This window comes from Micromonospora sp. NPDC049175, from assembly GCF_043197345.1.
GTDB lineage: Bacteria > Actinomycetota > Actinomycetes > Mycobacteriales > Micromonosporaceae > Micromonospora.
The window spans coordinates 311,449-334,592 of the sequence record NZ_JBICSY010000003.1 but is presented as its reverse complement, the minus strand read 5'-3'; the positions used below and the strand labels follow the sequence as shown (position 1 = coordinate 334,592).

At 72.5% G+C, this 23,144-nt stretch carries 21 protein-coding genes and 1 riboswitch; of the genes, 7 read left to right on the top strand and 14 right to left on the bottom strand.

What is annotated here, in order from left to right:
- Positions 1 to 63 precede the first annotated feature (63 nt).
- A complete protein-coding gene (locus ACGFH8_RS15415) occupies positions 64 to 375 on the bottom strand; it encodes a hypothetical protein (RefSeq protein ID WP_355031047.1) in 312 nt (103 codons plus the stop codon).
- Positions 376 to 488: 113 nt separating this feature from the next.
- Between ACGFH8_RS15415 and ACGFH8_RS15410 the strand changes: the two genes are divergently transcribed.
- Positions 489 to 827, top strand: a complete 339-nt coding sequence (locus tag ACGFH8_RS15410) for a DUF952 domain-containing protein (RefSeq protein ID WP_393367417.1) — start codon at positions 489 to 491, stop codon at positions 825 to 827.
- Positions 828 to 911: 84 nt separating this feature from the next.
- On the opposite strand, the gene ACGFH8_RS15405 is transcribed toward ACGFH8_RS15410, so the two are convergent.
- From ACGFH8_RS15405 to ACGFH8_RS15395, 3 genes are all read right to left on the bottom strand, one after another.
- On the bottom strand, positions 912 to 2,675 hold the full coding sequence (locus tag ACGFH8_RS15405) for a CDP-glycerol glycerophosphotransferase family protein (protein ID WP_393367416.1): 1,764 nt from the start codon (positions 2,673 to 2,675) through the stop codon (positions 912 to 914).
- Between the two features lie 231 nt (positions 2,676 to 2,906).
- Complete coding sequence (locus ACGFH8_RS15400) at positions 2,907 to 5,021, bottom strand: DUF6077 domain-containing protein (protein WP_393367415.1); 2,115 nt, start codon at positions 5,019 to 5,021, stop codon at positions 2,907 to 2,909.
- A 123-nt stretch (positions 5,022 to 5,144) separates the two neighbouring features.
- Entirely contained in the window at positions 5,145 to 5,783 is a 639-nt protein-coding gene (locus tag ACGFH8_RS15395; protein WP_393367414.1) for a TetR/AcrR family transcriptional regulator, read from the bottom strand.
- A 179-nt stretch (positions 5,784 to 5,962) separates the two neighbouring features.
- Between ACGFH8_RS15395 and ACGFH8_RS15390 the strand changes: the two genes are divergently transcribed.
- From ACGFH8_RS15390 to ACGFH8_RS15375, 4 genes are all read left to right on the top strand, one after another.
- Positions 5,963 to 6,856, top strand: a complete 894-nt coding sequence (locus ACGFH8_RS15390) for an ABC transporter permease (RefSeq protein ID WP_393367413.1) — start codon at positions 5,963 to 5,965, stop codon at positions 6,854 to 6,856.
- Between the two features lie 34 nt (positions 6,857 to 6,890).
- Positions 6,891 to 7,667 carry an ABC transporter ATP-binding protein gene (locus tag ACGFH8_RS15385; protein ID WP_393367955.1) on the top strand — a complete coding sequence of 259 codons (777 nt, stop codon included), beginning with the start codon at positions 6,891 to 6,893 and terminating at the stop codon, positions 7,665 to 7,667.
- Positions 7,668 to 7,802: 135 nt separating this feature from the next.
- Complete coding sequence (locus ACGFH8_RS15380; protein ID WP_393367412.1) at positions 7,803 to 9,320, top strand: D-ribitol-5-phosphate cytidylyltransferase; 1,518 nt, start codon at positions 7,803 to 7,805, stop codon at positions 9,318 to 9,320.
- Positions 9,321 to 9,354: 34 nt separating this feature from the next.
- The gene (locus ACGFH8_RS15375) at positions 9,355 to 11,043 is read left to right on the top strand and encodes a CDP-glycerol glycerophosphotransferase family protein (RefSeq protein ID WP_393367411.1); all 1,689 of its coding nucleotides are present in this window, start codon (positions 9,355 to 9,357) and stop codon (positions 11,041 to 11,043) included.
- Between the two features lie 40 nt (positions 11,044 to 11,083).
- Here ACGFH8_RS15375 and ACGFH8_RS15370 read toward each other — a convergent pair whose 3' ends face one another.
- The 6 genes from ACGFH8_RS15370 to ACGFH8_RS15345 all read right to left on the bottom strand — a co-directional run bounded on the left by ACGFH8_RS15370 (position 11,084) and on the right by ACGFH8_RS15345 (position 17,484).
- The gene (locus ACGFH8_RS15370) at positions 11,084 to 12,394 is read right to left on the bottom strand and encodes a hypothetical protein (protein WP_393367410.1); all 1,311 of its coding nucleotides are present in this window, start codon (positions 12,392 to 12,394) and stop codon (positions 11,084 to 11,086) included.
- A 58-nt stretch (positions 12,395 to 12,452) separates the two neighbouring features.
- Positions 12,453 to 13,199 (bottom strand): alpha/beta fold hydrolase, encoded by a 747-nt coding sequence (locus tag ACGFH8_RS15365; protein WP_393367409.1) that lies wholly within the window; start codon positions 13,197 to 13,199, stop codon positions 12,453 to 12,455.
- 133 nt (positions 13,200 to 13,332) lie between these two features.
- The gene (locus ACGFH8_RS15360; RefSeq protein WP_393367408.1) at positions 13,333 to 14,181 is read right to left on the bottom strand and encodes a C39 family peptidase; all 849 of its coding nucleotides are present in this window, start codon (positions 14,179 to 14,181) and stop codon (positions 13,333 to 13,335) included.
- 231 nt (positions 14,182 to 14,412) lie between these two features.
- Positions 14,413 to 14,554, bottom strand: a riboswitch (cyclic di-AMP (ydaO/yuaA leader).
- 284 nt (positions 14,555 to 14,838) lie between these two features.
- Positions 14,839 to 15,609: a hypothetical protein gene (locus ACGFH8_RS15355; protein WP_393367407.1), complete on the bottom strand. Its 771-nt coding sequence runs from the start codon at positions 15,607 to 15,609 to the stop codon at positions 14,839 to 14,841.
- 133 nt (positions 15,610 to 15,742) lie between these two features.
- Positions 15,743 to 16,156 carry a hypothetical protein gene (locus tag ACGFH8_RS15350; protein ID WP_393367406.1) on the bottom strand — a complete coding sequence of 138 codons (414 nt, stop codon included), beginning with the start codon at positions 16,154 to 16,156 and terminating at the stop codon, positions 15,743 to 15,745.
- Positions 16,157 to 16,248: 92 nt separating this feature from the next.
- Complete coding sequence (locus ACGFH8_RS15345; RefSeq protein ID WP_393367405.1) at positions 16,249 to 17,484, bottom strand: acyltransferase family protein; 1,236 nt, start codon at positions 17,482 to 17,484, stop codon at positions 16,249 to 16,251.
- Positions 17,485 to 17,760: 276 nt separating this feature from the next.
- On the opposite strand from ACGFH8_RS15345, the gene ACGFH8_RS15340 reads away from it, so the two are divergent.
- Both ACGFH8_RS15340 and pseI read left to right on the top strand, forming a co-directional pair.
- A complete protein-coding gene (locus ACGFH8_RS15340; RefSeq protein WP_393367404.1) occupies positions 17,761 to 18,930 on the top strand; it encodes a glycosyltransferase family 2 protein in 1,170 nt (389 codons plus the stop codon).
- A 130-nt stretch (positions 18,931 to 19,060) separates the two neighbouring features.
- Positions 19,061 to 20,113, top strand: coding sequence for a pseudaminic acid synthase (gene pseI, locus ACGFH8_RS15335; protein WP_393367403.1), 1,053 nt, complete (start codon positions 19,061 to 19,063; stop codon positions 20,111 to 20,113).
- Positions 20,114 to 20,382: 269 nt separating this feature from the next.
- Here the strand turns inward: pseI and ACGFH8_RS15330 are convergent, their stop codons facing one another.
- Genes ACGFH8_RS15330 through ACGFH8_RS15315 form a run of 4 tightly spaced genes read right to left on the bottom strand, consistent with a single transcriptional unit; the run spans position 20,383 to position 23,107 of the window.
- Positions 20,383 to 20,838: a hypothetical protein gene (locus tag ACGFH8_RS15330; protein WP_393367402.1), complete on the bottom strand. Its 456-nt coding sequence runs from the start codon at positions 20,836 to 20,838 to the stop codon at positions 20,383 to 20,385.
- The gene (locus ACGFH8_RS15325; RefSeq protein WP_357569970.1) at positions 20,822 to 21,577 is read right to left on the bottom strand and encodes an SDR family NAD(P)-dependent oxidoreductase; all 756 of its coding nucleotides are present in this window, start codon (positions 21,575 to 21,577) and stop codon (positions 20,822 to 20,824) included. Before ACGFH8_RS15325 ends, ACGFH8_RS15330 begins: the two co-directional genes overlap by 17 nt.
- Positions 21,570 to 22,859, bottom strand: coding sequence for an AMP-binding protein (locus tag ACGFH8_RS15320; protein WP_393367401.1), 1,290 nt, complete (start codon positions 22,857 to 22,859; stop codon positions 21,570 to 21,572). Before ACGFH8_RS15320 ends, ACGFH8_RS15325 begins: the two co-directional genes overlap by 8 nt.
- The gene (locus tag ACGFH8_RS15315; RefSeq protein WP_091401397.1) at positions 22,856 to 23,107 is read right to left on the bottom strand and encodes an acyl carrier protein; all 252 of its coding nucleotides are present in this window, start codon (positions 23,105 to 23,107) and stop codon (positions 22,856 to 22,858) included. Before ACGFH8_RS15315 ends, ACGFH8_RS15320 begins: the two co-directional genes overlap by 4 nt.
- Positions 23,108 to 23,144 lie beyond the last annotated feature (37 nt).

Here is a 23,144-nt window from a genome sequence, read left to right as displayed (position 1 = left end):
GCGCTGTTCTGCGAATGGTGGCAGAAGCGCGCGCCCGGCGGGAAGCCGAGTGTCGGGTCGGACCTACAAGCCGAAGACGTCGTCGGCGGTGGCGTCCCGGACGCCGTCGGTGAAGCCGCGGAAACCCGGGTCCTCGTGGCTGGCCGGCACGCTGGTGACGGTGACCCCGCTGGCCTGGGTGACCGCGTCGACAAGGGGCGGGTAGTCGATCTCCGCGTCGTTGAAGGCGTCGTCGTCCGCCTCGGCCAGGTTGATCACGTGCTGTACGTCATCGGACGGAGTGTCCGGGTCCTCGGCCCACTCGCCGCCCGCCCGGTAGCACTCGTCGTACAGCGCGCGCTGACTGTCGGTCCAGTCGTCGTCGTAGCTCTGCATCGCCCATCCCTCCGCGGCCCTTGACCTGAGCATGCCCGGCCCGGGGCGACGGGCGCGGCGGTACCGGCGAAAACCGGGCGAGCGCGCCGACGGCGCACCCGTAGGCTGCGGTGGTGATCTACAAACTGTTGTCGGCCACGGAATGGGACGACGCCCTCGCCGCCGGATCCTTCACCGGCTCCGCCGTGGACCGGCAGGACGGCTTCATCCACCTCTCCGGCGCCGACCAGGTGGTCGAGACGGCCCGCCGGCACTTCGCCGGCGCGACCGGCCTGACCCTGCTCAGCGTGGCCGAGGAGCGGCTGGGTGACACGCTGCGGTGGGAGCCGTCGCGCGGTGGGCACCTCTTTCCGCACGTGTACGGCCCGCTGCCGGTCGCGGCGGTCGTCGCGGCGCGGGCATTGCCGGCGGACACTCCGGCCGCCGACGCGGTGGCCGCCCTGCTGGGCTGAAACCGGTCGCGCCCGACCCGAACGGTGTCGGGCCGGGCGCGCGGCGTCATCCGTGCGCCGGTCGCGCGGCGCGGTGGGTGCCGCTCAGCGGCAGAGGCGGTCGATCTCCTCCTGGAACCGGTCCATCGGGTTCGCCTCGGCCGGGCCGAGCAGGTAGGTCTTCAGCTCCCGGCGGGCCTCGGTCATCGGGTCGTCGCCGGCCCGGGTGACCGCCACGATCTTCTCCAGCTCGCCGCAGTCCTTGGAGAGCAGGTACGCGGCCCGAGCCGTCGGGTACTCCCGGCGGAACTCGTCCTCGGACAGGCCGGACGGGTTGGCCACCACGTACGGCCGCTGGCTCTGCACGAAGTCGGAGACCACACTGGACACGTCGCTGATCAGCAGGTCGGTCTGGTTGAAGCAGTCGAACAGCGCCGGCGTACGGCCGGTGACCACCAGGTGCGCGGTGCCGTCCAGCGAGGACGCGTTCGGGTCGCCGCCGGCGGCGCGGATGGCCGACACGATCCGGTCGTGCGCCGCGCGGGCCGCCCGGGACCGCGACCCGGTGAGCGGGTGTGGCTTGTAGACCAGCCGCAGCCGGGGCGTCGTGGCGAGCAGCCCCTTGACGATCCGCTCGCCCATCAGCACCAGCGAGGTGTGGTACGGGTCGTCGTCGAGCCAGCCCTCCCAGGTGGGGGCGTAGAGCACGGTGAACTGCCGGTCCACCGACTCGGCGCCGAAGGTGTGCACCCCGGCGAGCTGCGGGCGGCCGATCTCGACGATGTCCGAGTCGAGGACCCCCACACCGGCTCGGGCGTAGCGCTCCCGGCCGGCCAGGCCGGCGACCCAGACCTCGTCGTACACCTTGCTGTACGGGTTGACGCTTGCCTGCTTGTCGCTGTCGCCGTGTCCGACGAAGACGTGTTTGGTGCTCGGCTCACGCAGCATGTGGATGTTCGCGCCGACGTTCGCGGAGTAGAGCGCCGCGCGGATGCTGCGCAGGTCGAGGTTCATGAAGTCGACCCCGGTCGGTACGCAGATCACCGGCAGCCGGGTGTCGGCCAACTCCAGGAACGCGTCCCGGCTGCGCAGCAGGACCACCGCGCGCTGCTGGAGCGCCTCGGTCGGGGCGAGCCACATGTTCGCCTGGTAGACGTCCTTGGCCGGACCGGCGAAGTAGAGCGCCACCTCGGGCCGGTGGTTGTCCAGCCAGCGCTGCACGGCGGGCAGCAGCGGGCCCTCCCCCGTGCTCCGGCCCCGGCCGCGCAACCAGGTCAGCGCGGTGATGGCGCCCACCAGACCGGTCGCCACGACCGCCACCGCGGCGGCGGCGAAGAACGGCGTCGCATCGTGCTGGACCGCCGCGGCCACGGCGGCCGGCACCAGCAGCAGGTTGAGCAGGGGCATCCGGTCACCGGCCACCGCCGCCACCCAGCCGGGCAGTTGGGGAGCCGAGCGCAGCTCGCCCAGCTCGATGTTGCGCACCATGGCGGAGAGGGGGTTACGACGCTCGATCATGATGGAGAGCGCGCCGGCGAAGACCGACACGACCCACACCGCGGCCGGCAGCGCCAGCAGCAGGGTCAGCTCGCCGCCGCTGAGCCGCACCTCGGCGGCGACGAGCAACACGGCCGCGAGGTCCCGGGTCAGCTGCCGGTACGACCAGTGCAGGCCCACCTTCTCCAGCAGTAGCTGCGACGGGGGTGACCAGCGGGCGACGGCGAACTCGCCGATGATGGCGGCGAGCCCGGCGACGGCGAACAGGCCGACCCAGCCGAACAGACCACCGACGAGCATGACCAGGTAGGCCAACACCAGTAGCGCGCTGTGGGCGGCCACTCCGAGGCGTCCTGTGAACGTGCCGAACAAAACGAGTTCGCTCCCTACGAGAATGCGTTGCGGGCTGCGCCCGTGCTGGGCCGACGTCATTCCCCCGTTGGCGCGGCGGGTCAACCGTGGCCGGCCGCGCCTGACTGCGACCTTAACGCGAAGGGACAGCTCGGTGTCGCTCGGGTATCCCGCACCATTTCGGGCAAAGTCGCGCGCTCGGCGCAGCCCGACCCCGCCCCGGCGTCGGGTGCCCGGCGACGGGTGGAGCGCTCAGCCGGCCCGCCCGAAGCAGGTCATCGCCCCGGGGGCCTTGCGCGTGGCGAACTCCCGGTAGCCGAGCTGGGGCGCGGTGTCGCGGGCGTACTGGTTGCCGTTGTAGACGCAGATGGTGCCGACGTCCAGGCGGTCGAGTGCCGGCGTCAACTCGGCCGGCGACGGGCTGGCCGTGCCGTCGGCGAACCCGGCCAGCAGCAGCCGGTCCTTGGCGAACTGGGAGGTGAGGTCGTACTCGACGAGGTAGAAGTCCCGCGGCAGGACGACCCGGACCTCGCTGGTGACGATCGGCACCGTCCGCATGATCGTCTTCGGCGCGAGCAGCATGCCCTGCGGGCGGTCCAGGCCCTTGATCCAGAAGGCGATGGCCTGACGCTGCTGGGGAATCTTCCAGGTCGGGCGCTTGTGCACGTCGACCCAGCTCTTCGCCGACCACATCGGGGTGGCGAACAGCGCGAACGAGGCGACCAGCAGCACCGCGATCCCGCCGACCGCCGTGCGGTACAGGGCCGGTCGCGACGTCGGCACGCGCACGGTGCTGAGCAGAGCGATGAGCGTCGGCAGGGCGAGCAGCCACGGCACGCGCCAGAGCACCACCGAGATCCCGCTCAACGCGCTCATCAGCTCGAGCACGCCGGGCACCAACATCACGCTCAGCGCGAGGGTCGCGCCGGCGGCGAGCAGCGCGGGCGTACGCCGACGGGCGAGCAGGGGGCCACACCACAGCGCCAGACCACTGATCACGCCCACCACCCCGAACAGCAGGGTCCGCCGGTAGGTGTACGCCGCGTCGAAGAAGGCGTCGTCCGCGCCCTCGGCGGACATCCCGCCGAGCAGCAGACGGGAGACCACGAGCGAGCCGATCGGGTACGCGAGGGCGGCGACCGCCGCGATGGCGGCGTCCTTCCACCGGCCGACGAGCAGCATGGCGAAGCCGGCGGCGCCGACAAGCAGCGGCAGGATGATCGCCGCGGTGTTGGTGAGGCCGATCGCGGTGATCGAGAGCGCCACGATGAGCACCAGGCTGCGCCGCGACCGGGTGTCGAACCACTCGGTCAGGTAGAGCCACATCAGCGGAATGACCGCCGAGACGAACATGCCCTTGCCCTCGTGCAGCCGCAGGAGGTGGAACGTGCCCAGCGCGGCGTCCGCGCCGGCGACGAGGTACAGGTACGCGAGCGCCACGGTGAAGGCGAGCACCGGACGGCGCGGAGCCCACCGGTGCGTCAGCCGCCAGAGCGCCAGCGCCGCGATCATCGCCATGATCGGCAGCAGCACGTACCAGAGGGCCGAGCTGGCGTGGATGCCGACGACGTTGGCGAACGCGCCGTCGAAGACCTCGATCGACGGGATCGGCGGCTGCGAGCCCATGGCCGGCAGCACGTTCTCGGAGAACAGGAAGTCGTTGAGCGGGATCAGGTCGCGCTCGGCGATCCAGACCGACTTGCCGACGTAGTAGACGTCGTCCGGGGTGTTGCGGGCCATGAAGAACGAGGAGATGCCGACAAGCGCCGAGACGACGAGCGCGTACGCCGACTGGGCCGCGGTGGGCGCCGGGGCGACGGTGGTGGACACCGGGCCGCGCAGCCAGATCTGGCGTACCAGCAGCAGCCCGCCGATCGCGGCGAGCAGGCCGGCCACCGCCGGAATCCACCACGCGACGCCGGCGCTGGTCCCGGCGGTGACACCGGCGGAGACGGCGGCCACGCCGGCGGCGACGAGCACCCCGATCAGCAGGCGGCGGTCGACGGCGGGCCGAATGCCGCCCGGCTCGGCCGGCGCGCCGTCGGCGGCCGCCGTCCCCTCGGTGTCGGCCGGGGAGGCGACGAGCCGACGGCGGGCGCGCAGCAGGACCACGGCCGCGAGCAGCACGCAGGCCACCAGCCAGATCCGGAAGGTCACCGACGGACGCAGGTCACCCAGGAAGGCCAGGTGGTAGATCACGGTGAAGAGCGCGAACGCGAGCACGGCGCCGTCAGTGAGCACGGCCGGGGCGACGGCCACCAGCGCGCGTACCCGGGACTGGGCCGGACGACGACCGACCGGACGGGGCGCGGGCGGTGTCGGGTCCGGGTCGGCGGGCGCTACGGCGATGCTGTCGACGTTGGCCACGGTCGTCCTTACTCGTCAGACGGATTAGGGTTTCGGCGCGCTGCCGGCCGGGTGTCCGGGGGCAGCGTAGCGGAATCGGACAGGGCGACCGCCGCTGCGGGCGGCGGTGTGTCGGGCGCCTGGTCAGCCCGAGATCGGGGCGGGCCGAGGACGGGGCAGAACAGTGTCGGCGCCGAGCCCGGCGGCCACGGACTCGACCAGGTTGTCGAGATAGCCGTCGGTGAGCGGGAGACGGGCGATGGCCAGCCGCCAGTAGAGCGGGCCCACGATGAGGTCGATCGCCGCGTCCGGATCGGTGTCGGCGGGCAGCTCGCCGCGCTGCACGGCACGGGTGACCAGGCGACCGCCGATCTCCTGCTGACGGGCGTGCAGCACCTGACGCAGGGTCGCGTCGATGCTGGGGTTGCGCGCCGCCTCGGCCAGCAGGTCCGGGATGATCTGCGACGCCAGCGGGTGGCGCAGCGCACGTGCCACCGCCTGGAACAGCAGGGCGAGGTCGCCGCGCAGGGTGCCGGTGTCCAGGGCCGGTAGCTTGCCCTGGGCCACCGCGGCGACGATCTCCAACACCAGGTCGAGCTTGGAGTTCCAGCGCCGGTAGATCGCCGTCTTGCTGACACCGGCGCGCCGCGCCACCGCCTCGATGGAGAGCCGGCCGTAGCCGACCGCGGCCAGCTCCTGCGTCAGGGCACGCCGAATGGCCGTGGTGATCTCCCCACGGAGCACTGCCGCACCGGCCGGGGCACGCCTCTTCTCGGTCGTCACCAGGGACTCTTATCGCAGGTCACGGTGCCCAGGGTAGCGCAACGACGGTACGGTTGCGTCCCGACGTGTTTCGGACTACTGTCCACGCAGCGACGAGGCGGCGCCCCGCGCACATCTCCCACTAGGATTCCATCGTCGCGAGCTACCCCGTCTGCACGAAAGATCGGAGCGCCATTTCCATGGCCACCACCGCGCTGGTCGACCCCGACACGGGCCTGACCCAGGCGCAGCTGGCCGCTCGGCACGGGTTACGGGTCGCCGGTGAGCGACCGACCCTCGTCGAGTACAGCCGCCAATTGTGGGCCTACCGGCACTTCATCGCCGCGTACGCCAACGCCAAGCTGGTCGCCTCCTACAGCAACGCCAAGCTGGGCCAGCTCTGGCAGGTGCTCACCCCGCTGACCAACGCGGCGGTCTACTACCTGATCTTCGGGGTGGTGCTGGCACAGAACGACATGCCGAACTACATCGCCTACCTCACCACCGGGCTGTTCATCTTCAACTTCACCCAGAGCGCCGTCCTGGCCGGCACCCAGGCGATCAGCAGCAACCTGGGGCTGATCCGGGCGCTGCACTTCCCCCGGGCCAGCCTGCCGCTGTCCACGACGTTGACGCAGTTCCAGCAACTGCTGGCGTCGATGGTGGTGCTGATCGGCATCGTGCTCGTCACCGGCGAGCCGATCACGCTGAAGTGGCTGCTGCTGGTGCCGGCCCTGTTCCTCCAGGCGGTGTTCAACGCCGGCGTCGTCCTCGTGGTGGCGCGGCTGGGCAGCAAGTCGAGCGACCTCAAGCAGGTCATGCCGTTCATCATGCGCACCTGGATGTACGGCTCCGGCGTCCTCTACAACGTCAGCCTCTTCGAGCGGCTGCCGAGCTGGGCGACGACGCTCGTGCAGTACAACCCGCTGCTCGTCTACATCGAGCTTGCGCGGTACACGCTGCTGGAGGAGGCACCGCTGCTCAACGAGTCGCTGGCCCAGCTCTGGCTGGTCGGCGGCGGGTGGGCGCTGCTCGCCGGCTTGGGCGGTTTCATCTACTTCTGGCGCGGCGAACAGGAGTACGGCCGTGGTTGAGCACTTCGAGGCCCCCACCGAGGCGACCGCGACGATGACCGCGGCCCAGGAGCGCATCCCGACCGTGGTGGTCGACGACGCGCACATCATCTACCGGGTGCACCAGGGCGCCGGCGGTGGCACCACCCCGGTGGCCGCGCTGCGCCGGTTGGTCAAGCGCACCCACGCCCCGAACATCCGGGAGGTGCACGCCGTCAAGGGCGTCTCCTTCACCGCGTACCGGGGCGAGGCGATCGGGCTGATCGGCAGCAACGGCTCCGGCAAGTCCACCATCCTGCGGGCCATCGCCGGCCTGCTGCCGGTCAACCGGGGCGCGATCCACACCCAGGGGCAACCGTCGCTGCTGGGCGTGAACGCCGCCCTGCTCAACGACCTCTCCGGCGAGCGCAACGTCACCCTCGGCTGCCTGGCCATGGGCATGCACCCGGACGACGTGGCCCAACAGGCCGCCGGGATCATCGAGTTCTCCGGGATCAACGAGCGGGGCGACTTCGCCAGCCTGCCGATGCGGACGTACTCCTCGGGCATGGCGGCGCGGCTGCGGTTCTCCATCGCCGCCGCGAAGAAGCACGACGTGCTGCTCATCGACGAGGCGCTCGCCACCGGCGACAAGGGCTTCCGCAAGCGCAGTGAGCAGCGGGTACGGGAGCTGCGGGAGGGCGCGGGCACGGTGTTCCTCGTCAGCCACCAACTCTCCTCCGTACGCGACACCTGCGAACGAACGATCTGGTTGGAATCGGGCGTCCTGCGGATGGACGGGCCCACCGACGAGGTCATCCGGGCCTACGAGGCGTACGCGAACAGCAAGTAGACAGCCTGCATCGACACGACGCCATGGACCGCGTCGCCCGCGTTGGGGCGGCGCGGTCCGCGCGTTAAGGTTCATTCCGTCGCCGCTCGGGCGGAACCTTCCGTTAACGCATCCGAAGAGAGTGAGGATCCGGCAATGACGCAGGACCAGACCACTGGCCCGGACGCCGCAGCGGGGACCCCGACGCCGTGGCGGCCCTCGCGGACGGTGGCCGTGGTTCTGGCCGGAGGCACCGGGACCCGACTGGGCCTCGGCATCCCCAAGCAGCTCCTCAAGATCGCCGGCAAGCCGATCATCGAGCACACCCTGGCGGTCTTCGAGGCGGCGCCGGAGATCGACGAGATCATCGTGCTGATGGCGACCGGCCACGTCGACGACGCCCAGCAGATCGTCGAGAAGGCCGGCCTGCGCAAGGTCAGCAAGGTGATCGAGGGCGGCGACACCCGCAACGCCACCACTCGGATCGCGCTGGACGCGGTCGGCCCGGAGGACTGCAACATCCTCTTCCACGACGCGGTCCGCCCACTGCTCAGCGGCCGGATCGTGCGCGAGTGCGTCAACGCGCTGTGGACCTACGACGCCGTGGACGTGGCCATCCCGTCCGCGGACACGATCATCCAGGTGGACGACAACGACTGCATCACCGACATCCCGGTGCGCTCCCGGCTGCGCCGTGGGCAGACCCCGCAGGCGTTCCGCTCCCCCACCATCCGCGAGGCGTACCGGATCGCCGAGGACGACAGGGACTTCGCCGCCACCGACGACTGCGGCGTGGTGCTGCGCTACCTGCCCGGCACCCCGATCAAGGTGATCGACGGCTCGGACGAGAACATCAAGGTCACCCACCCGGTCGACGTGCACCTGGCGGACAAGCTCTTCCAGCTCGCCGCGGCGCAGGCACCCCGGCTGACCGACCACCGCAGCTACAGCGAGGAGCTGACCGGCCGCACCATCGTGGTGTTCGGCGGCAGCTACGGCATCGGCCACGAGCTGACCGAGCTGGCCCGGCGCTACGGCGCCCAGGTCTTCCCGTTCAGCCGTTCCAGCACCGGCACCCACGTGGAGCGGGCCGCCGACGTCGAGGCCGCGCTGACGACCGCCTTCGAGGCCACCGGCCGGATCGACCACGTGGTGGTCACCGCCGGCATCCTGGAGAAGGGCGCCCTCGCCGAGATGGACGAGGAGACGATGGACCGGCTGCTCCAGGTCAACTTCGTCGGCCCGGTGACAATCGCCCGCCAGGCGCTGCCCTACCTCCAGCAGACCAAGGGTCAGCTGCTGCTCTACACGTCCAGCTCCTACACCCGGGGGCGGGCCCGCTACGCGCTCTACTCGGCCACCAAGGCGGCCCTGGTCAACCTCACCCAGGCGCTCGCCGACGAGTGGGCCGACGTCGGCGTACGCGTCAACTGCATCAACCCGGAGCGGACCGCGACGCCGATGCGGACGCGGGCCTTCGGCGAGGAGCCGGAGCACACCCTGCTCGCCGCCGAGGCCGTCGCCCAGTCGTCGCTCGACGTGCTGATCTCCGACCTGACCGGCCAGGTCATCGACGTACGCCGGGCGCCCGGCGACGGGCCCACGCCGAGCGTGCCGGCCCAGACCGGGCCGAGTCTCCTCCAGGCGCCGGCCGGCGCGGCGTCGACGAGCTGACACCTACCGGCGGCGGAACCACGAACGGAGCGACATGCGCGGCGACCTGGTCCGAAAGCTGGCCGCCCGGTGCCTGAGCACCGGGTTGGCCGTGCTGGCCTTTGTCGTGCTGGCGCTCACCGGCGCCACCGGCTGGGGGCTGGCGCTGGCCGTCGCCGCGCTCGTCGCCTCGGCGGCCGAGCAGCGGATCCGGCCCGGCGCCGACCTCGTCGCGGAGACGACTCTTGTCGCCGCCGCGATCCTGGTCGGATACTCCCGGCGGCTCGACGACGGGCTCAACCTCACGCTCGTCGCCACCGCCCTGGTCCTGCTGGGGCTGGTGCTGCTGGTGGGGCCGCTGCGTACCGCCGGCAACCTGGAGATCCGCGCGGCCAACCTGCCGGTCCGCGCCTGGACGCCGCTGGTCGCCGACCGGCTCGGCACCGTACTGCTCGGGCTGCTCGCCGTCCTGGCGCTCGCCGCCGCGCTCACCCTGCCGGCCGGCGTGGCGTTGGCCGCGAGCCTGCTGGTCGGCGCGGGCACCGGGGCTGTCGCCCTGGACCTGGCCCGGCGGCGGTTCCGGCCGGGAGCCGGTGGCGGGCCGGTGGCCCGCGCGCTGCGCCGCCACCAGCCGGAGTTCCTGCTCTACTTCTCCGCGCCGCCCGGCTCGGAATACCAGGTCACCATGTGGCTGCCGTATCTGCGGCGGATCGGCCGACCGTTCCTCGTCGTGCTGCGCGAGCCGGAGTTCCTGGCCCCGATCGCCGCGGCCACCGACGCGCCGGTGGTCTACTGCCCCACCCTGCGGGCGATGGACGAGGCGCTGGTGCCGAGCCTGCGGGCCGCGTTCTACGTCAACCACGGGGCGAAGAACAGCCACTGCATCCGCTTCACCCAGCTCACCCACGTCCAACTGCACCACGGCGACAGCGACAAGGCGCCGAGCGCCAACCCGGTGTCCGGGATCTTCGACCGGATCTTCGTGGCCGGCCCGGCCGCGATCGACAGGTACGCCCGCGCCGGCGTGCGGATCCCGGCGGACAAGTTCGTGGTGGTGGGCCGCCCGCAGGTGGAGTCGATCGACGTACGCCCCGAGCCGGCCCGGGGGTTGGCCAACCCGACGGTGCTCTACACCCCGACCTGGACCGGGCACCACGCCGACGCCGACTACTGCTCGTTGCCGGTGGCCGAGGGGCTGCTGCGTCGGCTCCTGGAGCGCGGCGCGACGGTGATCCTGCGGGCCCACCCGTACACGACGCAGAACCCGGCGTCGGCACGCCAGTTGGGCCGGCTGACCGAGTTGCTCGTCGCCGACCGGGCCCGCAGCGGACGCCCGCACGTCGTCGGCGCGGCGGCCCGCGAGCTGAGCCTGACCGAGTGCGTGAACGCCTCGGACGCGCTGATCTCCGACGTGTCCGGGGTGATCTCGGACTACCTCTACTCCAGCAAGCCGTACGCGGTCACCGACATGGGTGACGAGGGCGACAGGTTCGCCGAGCGGTTCCCGTTGGCGGCGTCGGGTTACGTGCTGCGTCGGGACCTGTCCAACGTGGACGAGGTGCTGACCGCGCTGCTGGACACCGATCCGCTGGCGGCGGAGCGCTGGGCCACCCGCCGGCGCTACCTGGGTGACTTCCCCGCCGAGTCGTACGCCGAGGCGTTCCTGACCGCCGCCCGCCGGGAGCTGGCGGCGACGGAGGACCCCGCGGCCGAGCGTGCGCCGCAGCTCTCCCCCCTCGCCTGACCCCGCCTGCCGGACCCGGCGAGAGGGCTAGGGCACGCGGCTAGCGCAGGCCGAGCCGATCCCCCGCGTTCAGCTCGATCCGGACGATCCCGGACGTGCCGGCCGGCGCGTGCCACTCGGCTGTCGCGATGCCGTCGGCCGACTCGGGGAGCGACAACTCCCACGGCTGGAGTGCGGAGGAGGCGACGACAAACCGCAGCACCTCCTCGGCGCCCATCAGCGTGGCCCCGAGGTGTGCCACGATTCTCCGCCGCCCGTCGGCGAGGGTCTCGCTACCGACCGACTCGATGTCCTCCTCGTCCAACCCGACGACGTCCCGGACGACGGCCGTGGCGTCCGCGACCGGGCCGACGACGTCGACGGTCAGCACGACCCGTACGGCGTCCCGCAACGCCTCCTCGATCGCGCTGATCAACTCGGCCTCGTCCGGACCGTCCTCACTCCGGCCTCGCAGCACCATCTCCCGGGTCTCCACCGGCCGGTCGACCGGCCCCGGGTCGAACGGGTCGATGCCGGTCCGCACGTACAGCGCCTCGACCGTCGGACCTTCGGTGAGTGGTCGGTCCGCCTCCATCGCCGCCACCATCCAGACGCCGAGCGGTGACCTGCGCAGGCGCCCCGTCAGGAGTCCGAACTCGGCGGCGAGGGCGTCCACCCCGGTCCCGAAGGGAGCCTGCGGTGACACGTCGACCAGGGGCAGCACCAGGAGCAGGGCCAGACCCCACACGCCGCCCCCGTCGACCGCCACCGGGTGGAGGTCGACGGACCACACGTCCGCCCGTCCGAGCAGTGGAAGGCAGCGGACCAGGGCGGTGTCGAGATCCGGGGCCGTCAGCCGGGCGTGCACCCGGGCCACCACGTCGTCGTCGGACGCCGCTGCCGGCAGTCGCCTGACCCGTCGCCGGACGGACCGGACGGACGTGTCGGCGGGCAGCCACTCCGGCGGATCCCACCACTCCTCCGGAGTGTCACCGACCGCGCCGACGGACACGCTCAACGGCGTCACGCCGTCGGTCGTCCGCTCGGGACCGGCGGCGAAACCCCACGGATGGCCGGCAGCCGTGTCGGAGATGTCGAGGTCGCCACGGCCCCACCGGAAGCGCTCCAGCAGCGGTGCGACGACCTGGCGTACCGCCTCCCCGCCGGACGCCGACGGGGAGGCCGGCGTCAGCCCGAGGTCCAGGTTCACCCCGGCGCGGGGGCCGTCGACCTCGGTTCGGGACGCCGTGAGGCTCACCGCGCCGAGCGACGCGACGAGCGGCCGGCAGCGACGCGCCGCGTCGTCGAGTCGGGTGTCGACGACGTTCAGGCTCACGCTCGTGACCAGGGCTTGCTCGACAGGGGACATCACCGCGGAATGGTAGGCGTCGGGGTGGGGCGGCACTACGGGTTTATCACCCCGACGAAGCTCAGCGGTACGCGTCCAGCAGCGCCAGGACGGCCGCCGGATCCTCCACGTGCGCGTTGTGGCCGAGACCGGGCAGCGTGGCGACCGGTACGCCGTACTCCTTGAGCTGCGCGTCGGTGACCATCGGATCGTGCTCGCCGCGCGCCAGCAGCACCGGCACGTCGATCGCCGCCAGCAGCGCGCTCAGGTCGGGCTCGCCGACGGCGAAGGCGTTCGGATCCATGGCGAGACGCCACCGGCCGTCGACCTGACGGAGACCGGCGTCCACCACCGGGTGGTCCGGCGGGAGCAGGCCGGCCAGCCCGGAGACACGCAGGTAGCGGCGGGCCGCCTCGGTGCGGCTGGCGAACCAGCTCACCGGGCGGGCGGCCAACTCGGCGGCGCGGTCCAGCTCGGTGGGCGACCAGAGCGCCTTGATCCCCAACCCGACCACCGCGTCCACGGGCATCCCGGCGTCGCGCGCGGCCAACGCGAGGCCGACCACACCACCCAGCGAGTGCCCGAGCACGACGAGACGATCGTCGAGGGCGAGGGCCGGCGCGATCCGCCGGGCGAAACCGGCGAAGGAGTACGACGGCAGCGGCGGCGTCCAGCCGTGGCCGGCGAGGTCCGGTGCCAGCCACCGGCCGGGCCAGTGTCGTTCCAGGTGCGGCGCCCACGGCAACCACACGTCACCGGTCGCCCCCATGCCGTGCAACAGCAGCAGGACCGGCCGTCGACCGGTGTGACCACCCGATTCATCCACCACGGCCGCAGTCTCCCACGGTTCACGGTCCCGGACGAGAGTCGTCGACGGGGGCGTACCCCGGACCGGCGGGAGAGACACCACGGGCGCCGGCCCCTCGTGAGGGACGGCGCCCGTGGCGGTCAGCGTGCCTGGGTCAGGCGGAGTAGCCCCGGCTGGCGATCCAGTTGGCCAGGTCGATCGTGGTGATCCAGTACGACGGGTCGGACGGGTTCGCCGAGTCGGCGATGCGTACCGTGCGGCCGTTGTCCTTGTAACCCACGACGGCGACGTAGTGCCCCCCGCCGTAGGAGTGCCAGCTGCCGTCGGTGTCGGTGGCGTCCCCGACGACGTTGGCGACCACGCCCCGGCCGTCGGTGATGGCCTTGACGACGTCGGCCTGGAGGCGGTCCATCTGGGCCGGGCTGGGCGCGCCGGCGAACATCCGGGTCCGGTACGGGGAGCCCTTCACCTCGGCGTTGAGCACCCGCGTGGTGTCCTCGGCCGAGTTGGTGCCCATCTCGGTGGTGCCCAGCTCGGCGCCGAGTTCCTCCTGGGTACGGTCGATCCCGGTGGCGCTGAGCGCGTTGCGGGTGGCCGCCGGGCCGCAGTTGTAGTAGGTGTTCTGCGCCTCGTACTCGTAGTCCAGCACCTTTGTCGCCGGCGGCTTCGGCCGCTCCGGCTTGCGGGTCAGGTCCGGGTTGCTGCTCGCCTTGGCGGCGGGCGCGGCGGCGCTGGTGGCCGGGGCGGCGCTCGTCGGCGCGGCGCTGGCCGACGGGGAGGCGTCTCGCACCTCGCCACGGGAGGCGGCGACGTCGCTGCGCATCTCGGCGACAGTGGTCGCGGTGCGCTGGCCGGCCGGCGCGTCGTCGGTGGTGGCGAGCAGGGTGCCGGTGGTGGTGGCGATCACGAGGGCCGCGGCGGAGGCGGCGGCGATCTGGTACGGGCGCTGGGTGGCGATGCGGCGGAGCTGACGCTGCATGGTGTGCTTCACGGGGTCCTCCACGGATCGGGGGGAGAGCGGCACACCGGGGCCGGGCCGGTATCCGGGCAGGGGCCAGCGCGCGGACGATGGTCCGCGGATGGTGAACCGCTCAGGGGAACACCCGGCGTGGCCGGGCGGTTGGGCGATGACCCGGGGGTCAGCTCACCGTCACGTGACCGATGAGCGGGGGCACCGCTACGCCGTGGAGGCGAGGGAACAGCCGAGGGGTGGAGAGATGCTGCACGAGGATGGAACTCCTTCCGAGACCGCCTACCGGGTTAGCTGACGGATTCGGGCGGGAAGATCGCCCTACCGCGGGCCGTGGCTCGCGGATTCACCCCGGACTTACTGATGGGTCCCCGGTTCGTTCATCACGATTGAGCGGGTCGGCGCGGCGTCGCCTCTTGCGATCGGTTACCGCACCGGACGGGACGACACTACTGGCCCGTTCACACCCTGCCAAGCCAGGTTCACCTGCGTAAACCCGGATCGGCGCAGCAATTTCTCCGCGTCTGGCCGATGACGTGACTCGATGGGACAAGCGGTTACGGTGACGCCTACGGGCGACAACCGGACAGGTCGCCAAAAGTGCGGCCACAATCCCGGGAACAATCGAGCCGATCGTGCCGGACGCCCGATTTCGGAATGCGGTGAGCGGGCTCACATAACGGATCGAGCTCAACCCGCACGGGCGGGACGCCAGCGTGTCACGACGGCGGGGCGGGCAGCCCCGGGCACCAGCCGGCGGGCCGGTGCCCGGCTGGGCCGCAGCCGGGCCGCTGCCAAAGCCGCCTCCTGGGCAAGGACGCGCGCCGACTCGGCGGCCAGTTCCGCGGCCCGCCAGGCGGCCCGCTCAGCGTCGGCGGCGGCCTGGTGGTCGGCCCGTCGCGCGTCCCGGATCGCCCGGCTGAGCAGCGCTTCCTGCTCGACCGGGTGCCGCCGGGGATCCCAGCCGTGCCGCCGCCCGAACACGTCGCTGAGCTGCGCCATGCTCAGGTCGCCCCGCCAGTACGCCGCCGTCGCCGCACGGTGCAGGTAGCGCTCCCGGGCGGCGTACTCGGCCGGGGTGCGGGGGGTGCCCGGGGTGGGCAGCGCCCCGGATCCCGCGAAGCGGCGCGCCGCGGTGTCCGCCTCGTCGTACCGCGCCCAGGCCCGTTCCGCCTGCTCCTGACTGATCAGCCAGGCATCGCGCCGCCGCTGGGCCGTCCTGGCCGCGCCGGCCGCGGCGACAGCCACCTCCTCGGCGTACCGGCGCCTGTCGACGACCTCGGCCGCGGCCACCTCGCGGGCGGTCGGTACGGCCGGCGACGGGTCACCGATGGGACGGTCCCGTTCGGGCCTGGCGACCAGCACGGCGAGCACGCCCAGCGCCAGGAGGAACAGGGCCGACCAGATGGCGGCGGCCTGCGGTACCTCGGTTACGAACTGGTAGAAGACGGCGGTCTCCATAGTCGGCACCTCGCGGAGGAAGCAGAGCGATGAGGGCCCCGCGAGTCCCCTGGCCACGGGCGGGCCAAGGGTCGGCGGGGTGCGGAGCTGGTCTGTCGACAGGGCGCGGCGACGGGACGCTCGTCCCGGTGGCTCAGCGCCCGGGTGGACCCCGGGGCGCCCGGCTGCGGGAGCCGTCGACGAGGGGCAGCCGGTCGGACCCGGCCGCGCGCACCCGCAGCGCGCCGGTCACGACGGCGCCCTGGCCGCCGGGGAGCGCCGGTTGCGCGTCGACCGACCAGGCCGGGGAGGCCTCCCCGGCGACACCCGCACTCGGCCCGGCGCCCACGGTCGGCGCGGCGCTCAGGCTCGGCGCGACGGACGGGCTCGACGCGGCGCTCAGGCTCGGCGCGGCGCTCAGGCTCGACGCGGCGGACGGGTTCGGCACGGCGGCCGCGGCCGCGCCGGCGCCGAGCGCCAGGGCCGCGACGACGGCGAGGCTGGTCAGCACCCGGGTCGCCCAGCGCGCCACCCACCACAGGGGACAGGTGAACGCGACCGGAAGCACGTCCCCACGCTACCGTCGTGCCGACCCGGGCGCATCGACCACGGGCGTGTCGACGCGCGCCGCGCCGAGCCCGCTGACCAGGGTGGATGGCGTCAGCGCGTGTCCGCGTACGTGGATCGATTGTCGGTCTGGTCGGGCCCGCCGGCCTCGGTGCGGGTCCCCACGCCGGTCTCGGGGGCGTCGTTGCCGGCGGCCCGGCTGGGGGCCGTGCGTTGTCCGGGGACGGACGCCGCTCGGGCCGGACGGCGCGGTGCGAGCCGGCGCATCATCGGGGTTTCGACGTAGCGATGCAGCAGCCCGGCGAGGAGCAGTGTCACCAGCAGGAAACCGAGCACCACGACCGGGCCGCGCCAGCCCTCGAAGCCGGTCCCCCAGTCGCCGGTGAAGCGCAGCACGCTCGTCATCACCAACACGTGGACCAGGTAGAAGGCGAAGGAGACCTCGCCGAGCCAGACCAGCGGGCGGGACCGCCACGGCGACCGCCGGTCCCGCACGTCCGCGTCCGCGGCGGCGGTGATCACCAGCAGGTACGCGACCGCGAGCAGCGTGGTCCACAGCTCCGCGGGAATCCACTGCGTGGCAACCGCCCAGGTGCCCACGAAGATGACGCTGGCCCAGGTCAGCCCCGGGCCGCGCCAGAGTCCCCGGCGCATCAACTCGGCCGCCACCGCGCCCAGCCAGAACTCCAGCGACCGGACCGGCGGGAAGATCTGGGTGAACCACCACCGGCTCACCTCCGGCACCAGGTGCTGGGCCGGCCAGAGCGCGAGGATCAGCAGGGGCAGCGCGACGATCAGCACCACGAGCAGCTTCGGCCGGGCCCGGCGCAGCAGCGGCAGCGCCAGCGGCAGGCAGAGGTAGAAGAAGAACTCGCAGGAGAGCGACCAGCTCACCGTGTTGAGGCTGTAGAACCAGCCCGGCCGGGGATCCCACGCCTGCAACAGCAGCACGTTCTCCAACGCGGCCGCCGGCAGGACCGGGTCGGCGAACCACCAGGCGACGAGCAACGTCGCCCCGAACAGCACCAGGTGGTTGGGGTAGATCTTGGCAATCCGACGCCGCCAGAAGGTACGCCGGGAGTCGCCGACCCGGGCCGACCAGACCAGCACGAACCCGCTGAGGATGAAGAAGAACTGCACCCCGGACAGACCGAGACCGAACAGCTTGTCGACAACGGCCTTGTAGTCCGGCTCGGCGATGATCCGCATGGTGCCCGCGTGGAACCCGAAGACCAGCAGCGCGGCGATCCAGCGCAGCCCGGTCAGCGAGGGCAGCCGGGGCGGTGCGGGGGCGGGCCGGGCGGTCGACGGCGCGGCGGCGCTCGTCATGAGCGGATACCGAGGCTTGGCAGGGTCACCAGCACGTTCGTATCCTCCTCGGCACGGCGTGGACGGCCCGGCGGCGACGCCCGCGACGGCCCGGCGGGGCCGCACCCGGGGCACCCTACCGGGTCACTCCCGGGTGAACCGGACGAGTCCCACCGGTCCCGGGCGTGGTGGGGCGGGCGGCGTTAACCTTCCGCTGGGTGGGAGTTCAGCGACTCCACCATCGGCGGTCACGTGCGGTTCCGGGGCCGGCCACCCGGGTCGTCGAAGGTGGCGGGCGTGGTCAATGAGCCGACGCACGCACCGCTGCTGAGCATCGTCGTGCCCGTGTACGGCGTCGAGGCGTACCTGTACCAGTGCCTCGAGTCGATCCGGGCCGACATCCCGGCCGGCGAGTCGGACGCGGTCGAGTTGATCGCCGTCGACGACGCCTCCCCGGACGGCTGCGGCGAGATGCTCCGCTCGTACGCCGCCGGCCACGACCGGGTCCGCGTCGTGCACCTGAGCAGCAACGTGGGTCTGGGTCTGGCCCGCAACGCGGGGCTCGACGTGGCCACCGGCCGGTACGTCTGGTTCATCGACAGCGACGACTGGGTGCCGCCCGGCACGATCCCGGCGGTGCTGGACCGGCTGCGCCAGCACCAGCCCGACGTGCTGATGCTGGATCACCTGCGGGTGCACGAGGACGGCCGGCGGGAGGTCGACGCGAGCAGTCACCTGCTGCGCGGGATCGCCGACGTGACCCGCCTCGACGACCAGCCGCACCTGCTGCGGGTGCAGCACACCGCCTGGAACAAGGTGGTCCGCAGGGACTTCCTGGACCAGTTGGAGCTGCGGTTCTTCCCCGGCTGGTACGAGGACATCCCGTTCAGCCACCCGCTGCTGATCGGCGCGGAGAAGATCTCCGTGCTGGACCGGGTCTGCTACCTGTACCGGCAGGGCCGGCACGGCGCGATCACCTCCACCCGCAGTGGCCGGCACTTCGACGCGTTCGCCCAGTACGAGCGCCTGTTGGACTGGGTCGCCCGCAGGCACCCCGACGAGCTGTTGCGGGCCGAGTTGTTCCAGCTGATGATCAGCCACTACCTGGTGGTGGTGGGCAACGACGACCGGCTGCACCCGCACCTGCGGCGGGACTTCTTCCGCCGGGCCGCCGCGCACTACCGCCGGTACCGGCCCACCGGCGGCTATCCGCTGCCCACCGGCGTGACCGGGCTCAAGCACCGCCTCGTCGGGCGCGGTGACTGGCTGGCGTACTCGGCGCTGCGCCAGGCGCACCGGGTCGCCGGTCGTCTGCGCCGCGGCGCCCCGGCGGGTGGCGTCGGCACCGCGGCCAGCCCGGTGAACGCCGACGAGGACCCGGGGCGAGGGGCGGACGTCGCGACGACGCGGGACGGCGGGATCACCGCGGATCGGCGCGACGCGCTTGCCGGGAGCCGCCTGCCGTGACCACCGCACACCACGCCGGGAGCCGGAGCGACTCCCGGCGCACCGGTTTTCCAGGTCGTCCGCCCGCCGGGTGGACGACGACAGCGGCACCACCGCACGCGGGTGCGGGCAAACCTGAGCAGAGGTCGGAATGACGGCGACAGTCAAGATCGGACCGCACCTGGTCGGTGCCGGGGAGCGACCGTTCGTGGTGGCCGAGATGTCCGGCAACCACAACGGTGATCTGAACCGGGCGCTGGCCATCGTCGACGCGGTGGCCGAGAGCGGGGCGCACGCGCTGAAGCTCCAGACGTACCGGCCCGACACGATCACGATCGACGTCGACACCCCGGCGTTCCGGATCTCCACCGGGCACGAGTTGTGGGGCGGGGAGAACCTGTACCGCCTCTACGAGCGGGCGCACACCCCGTACGAGTGGCACGCGCCGATCTTCGAGCGGGCCCGCGAGCGTGGGCTGACCGTCTTCTCGTCACCGTTCGACGCGACCGCCGTGGAGCTGCTGGAGTCGCTGGACGCGCCGGCGTACAAGATCGCATCTTCGGAGCTTGTCGACCTGCCGCTGATCCGGCTCGTGGCCAGCACCGGCAAGCCGATGGTGATCTCCACGGGGATGGCGACGGTCGCCGAGATCGACGCCGCGGTACGCACCGCCCGGGACGGGGGCGCGGCGGGCATCGTCCTGCTGGCCTGCACCGCGTCCTACCCGGCGCCGCCGGCCGACAGCAACCTGCGCCGGCTGCCGGTGCTGGCTGGCGCGTTCGACGTGCCGGTCGGGCTCTCCGACCACACGCCCGGCATCGGGGTGGCGGTCGCCTCGGTGGCGCTCGGCGCCTGTTTCATCGAGAAGCACGTCACGCTGGATCGTGCCGACGGCGGCGTGGACTCGGACTTCTCGCTGAACCCTGCGGAGCTGACGGCGCTCGTCGCCGAGTCCGGCCGGGCGTACGAGGCGCTGGGTGGCACCGCGATCGGCCCGACCCCGGCCGAGCGGGAGGGACTGCGGTTCCGCCGCTCGCTCTTCGTGGTCGAGGACGTGCGCGCCGGTGACCAGGTGTCCACGCAGAACGTGCGCTCGATCCGGCCGGCCGGCGGCCTGCCCCCCGTGGAGATCGACCGGGTGTTGGGCCGCACCTTCACCACCGACGTCTCCCGCGGCACTCCCCTGAGCTGGGATCTCATCTGACCGTCGTCTGACCGTCGTCCGAGGCCGGGTCGCCGAGTGGGTGCGGCCCGGCCCGGTGCACTCCCCTGAGCGCCTGTAGAGCTGCCCCAGATGTGGGGCACGGGCAGCCGGCCACCGCGAGCCCGGGTCGGGGACACCACGGCGGGCGACGCCCCACACGTGGGGCAGCTCTACAGGACGCAGCCACCACCACCAGCACCCACCCCGTCAACAGCACCTACCCCGTCCGGAAACGCAACGACGGGCGACGTCCCACACATGGGGCAGCTCTACAGGGAGCGACGACCGACAGCAGCACCCCGATCGTCGGGCACGAAGCCGACGGTGACCACCAGGTCGGCCAGCCAGAGGGTCCGCCAGACCGCGGACCCGTCGGCCGGCGTACTCAATCCGTGCCGACGCCACCACGCCGCCACCGGCACGTTGGTCAGCTTGCAGCAGCACTCGGCGCGGGTCCACCGCGCCCAGAAGTCCTCAACGCCGAACCTGCGGGCCAGCGCCGGGGGCACCGGGGCGTCGGCCCGTTCCGCGTCGATGGCCACCCGCCACCCCGGCGTCCGCGGGCCGTACCAGCCGACGCAGCGTCCGTCGTCCAGGTGACTGCGGGTCACCGCGTCGGTCAGGGCGGCGGGAGCACCGATGCGCAGGTGTCGTTCGGCGACGGCCAGCAGCCCCGGCACCGGACGGGGCCGGAGCTGCCGGTCCAGGTCAGATGGCGGCGGCACCGTCCACCACGATGACCTGGCCGTTGATGTTCGTGTGCTCCCGCAGCAGCATCCGCACCACGGGCGTGACCTCCGCCGGCTCGGTCAGGTGACCGGTCGGGGTGCGGCGCACGATCTGGTCGAGCTGGGTCGGGCCGAGCACGGCGGACATCTCCGAGGCGAAGAAGCCGGGAGCGACCGAGTTGACGAGCATCCGGCCGCCCAACTCCCGGGCGAGCGAGCGGGTGGCGGCGTCCATGCCGCCCTTGGTGGCGGAGTACGCGACCAGGCCCGGAAAACCGCGCTGCCCGCAGATCGAGGTGATGTTGACGATCCGCCCGCGCATGCCCTTGCCGAGCATCCGGCGGACCACCAGCCGGGTCAGCTGCAACGGGGCGGTCAGGTTGGTCTCGATGATCCGGGCGATGTCGTCGGTGGCGGTGTGCACGTGCAACGAGTCCTGCCCGACGGCGGCGTTGTTGACGATGCCGTCGATGGGGCCGAGGCGTTGCTCCACCTCGCGGACGAAGCTCTGCGCGGCCCGCAGGTCGGTGACGTCCACCGAACCGACGTGCACCCGGTCGGGGTGTTCGGCGGCGAGTTTCGCCAACTCCGGCGTGACGGTACGGGCGAACGCCGCCACCCGTACGCCGGCGTCGAGCAGGTCGGTGACGATGGCCAGGCCCAGGCCCCGGGAACCGCCGGAGACGAGGACCACCGTGCTGGGCGGGACGAGCGGGGTGACGGCGGGATCAGACATCGCTCTTCAGGGTCTCCTTGACGGGAATGTCGGTGAGCACGCGGATCCGGCGGGGCACCGCGTGCTCGGGAAGCCGGTCCGCGCACCAGCGGACAAGCGCGGCCTCGTCGGGCACACCGGTGCCGACCGAAGGCGGGCCGGTGGAGTCGGTGGGACTGAGGACCACCTCGGCGACCACCATCCGGCCGAGCACCGGGGCGCGGCGGCCGGTCACCCGGGCCCAGGCCACCGCCGGATGCCCGGCCAGCACCGCGCGGACCACGCCCGCGGAGACCTTGCTGCCGCCGACGTTGATCTCGTCGGAGTCGAGGCGGCCGGTGATCAGCACCCGGTCGTCGAGCACCTGCGCCCGGTCCCCGGTGTGGATCGGGCCGGAAAGCCCGGCCCCGTGGTGCGGGGAGGTGACCACCAGCTCGTCGTCGCGGACGGAGAGCGTGGGCCGGCCCGGGGTGTCCCGGTCCAGCCAGTCGACCGGGAAGCCGGCGCGCCCGTCGTGCACCACAATTGACGCTCCCACCTCCGACGAGGCGTAGATCCAGGAGATCCGCGCCGAGGGGAACACGTCCCGGAGCTGGTCCAGGATCGCCTGGTCCACCGGCTCCCCGCCGAGGGTGATCTGGCGCAGGGGCACCCGGGCCAGCGCGGCGGCATCGCGGTAGAGGGTGCGCCGCCAGAAGGTCGGTGTGCCGGAGGCGGCGTCGACCCCGTACTCGGCGGCGATGCCGGGCCAGTCGTCCAACTCGTCGGGCTCGACCACCACGAGGTGCTGACCGGGCTGGGTCAGCGACAGGGTGACCACCTGCCACCAGGCGTACGTGCCGGGCGCGTACGGGCAGAGCCAGGTCCGGTCGGGCTGCTCGGCCCGCACGGTGGTCAGCGTGTCGAGGGTGTGCCCGACCCGCTTGGGACGCCCCGTCGAGCCCGAGGTCAGCAGCCACAGCCGGCCGGCCTCGGGGGCGCGGGGCCGGGCCGTCGCGCTCGGGTGTGCTCCGTCGTCGTCGAGGACGCCGACGGTGAACCCGGCCTCCCGCAACTCCGCGCGCATCGCCGTGTCGACCCGACTCGCGGTGCTGAGCAGTAGCTCGGTGCCGTGCACGGCGTGCTGCCGAGCGGCGGTGAGCGCGTGCACGCCACGGTGGGCGAGCACCGCGGCCGGGTCGGGCAGCGTCGGCGTGGGCAGTGCCCGCCAGGTCAGCGCGGTGCCACCGACGACGATCCGGTTGTCGGCGCCCGCCGGCTCCCGGGGCGTGGGTGCCGTGTCGCGCGCGGTCGCGACGGTCACTGGTGTTGAAGCTCGACGAGGAAGTCGAGGACGTCTCCGACGGTGGCGATGCGGCGTAGGCCGGGGGCGTCGAAGTTGAGCTCCTCCCCCGTCTCGTCCTCCACCCGCAGGGCCAACTCGGAGAAGTCGAGCGACCGGAACCCGATCTCCCGCAACTGCGCCGCGTCGTCCGCGGGCAGCTCCTTGTCCTGGTTCTTCAGCACCTGAGCCATGAGGTCGCGGATCTGCGCGCGACTCAATTCGTTCATGCGGCGCAGTCTACAACCCAACGAATGCATATCTGCT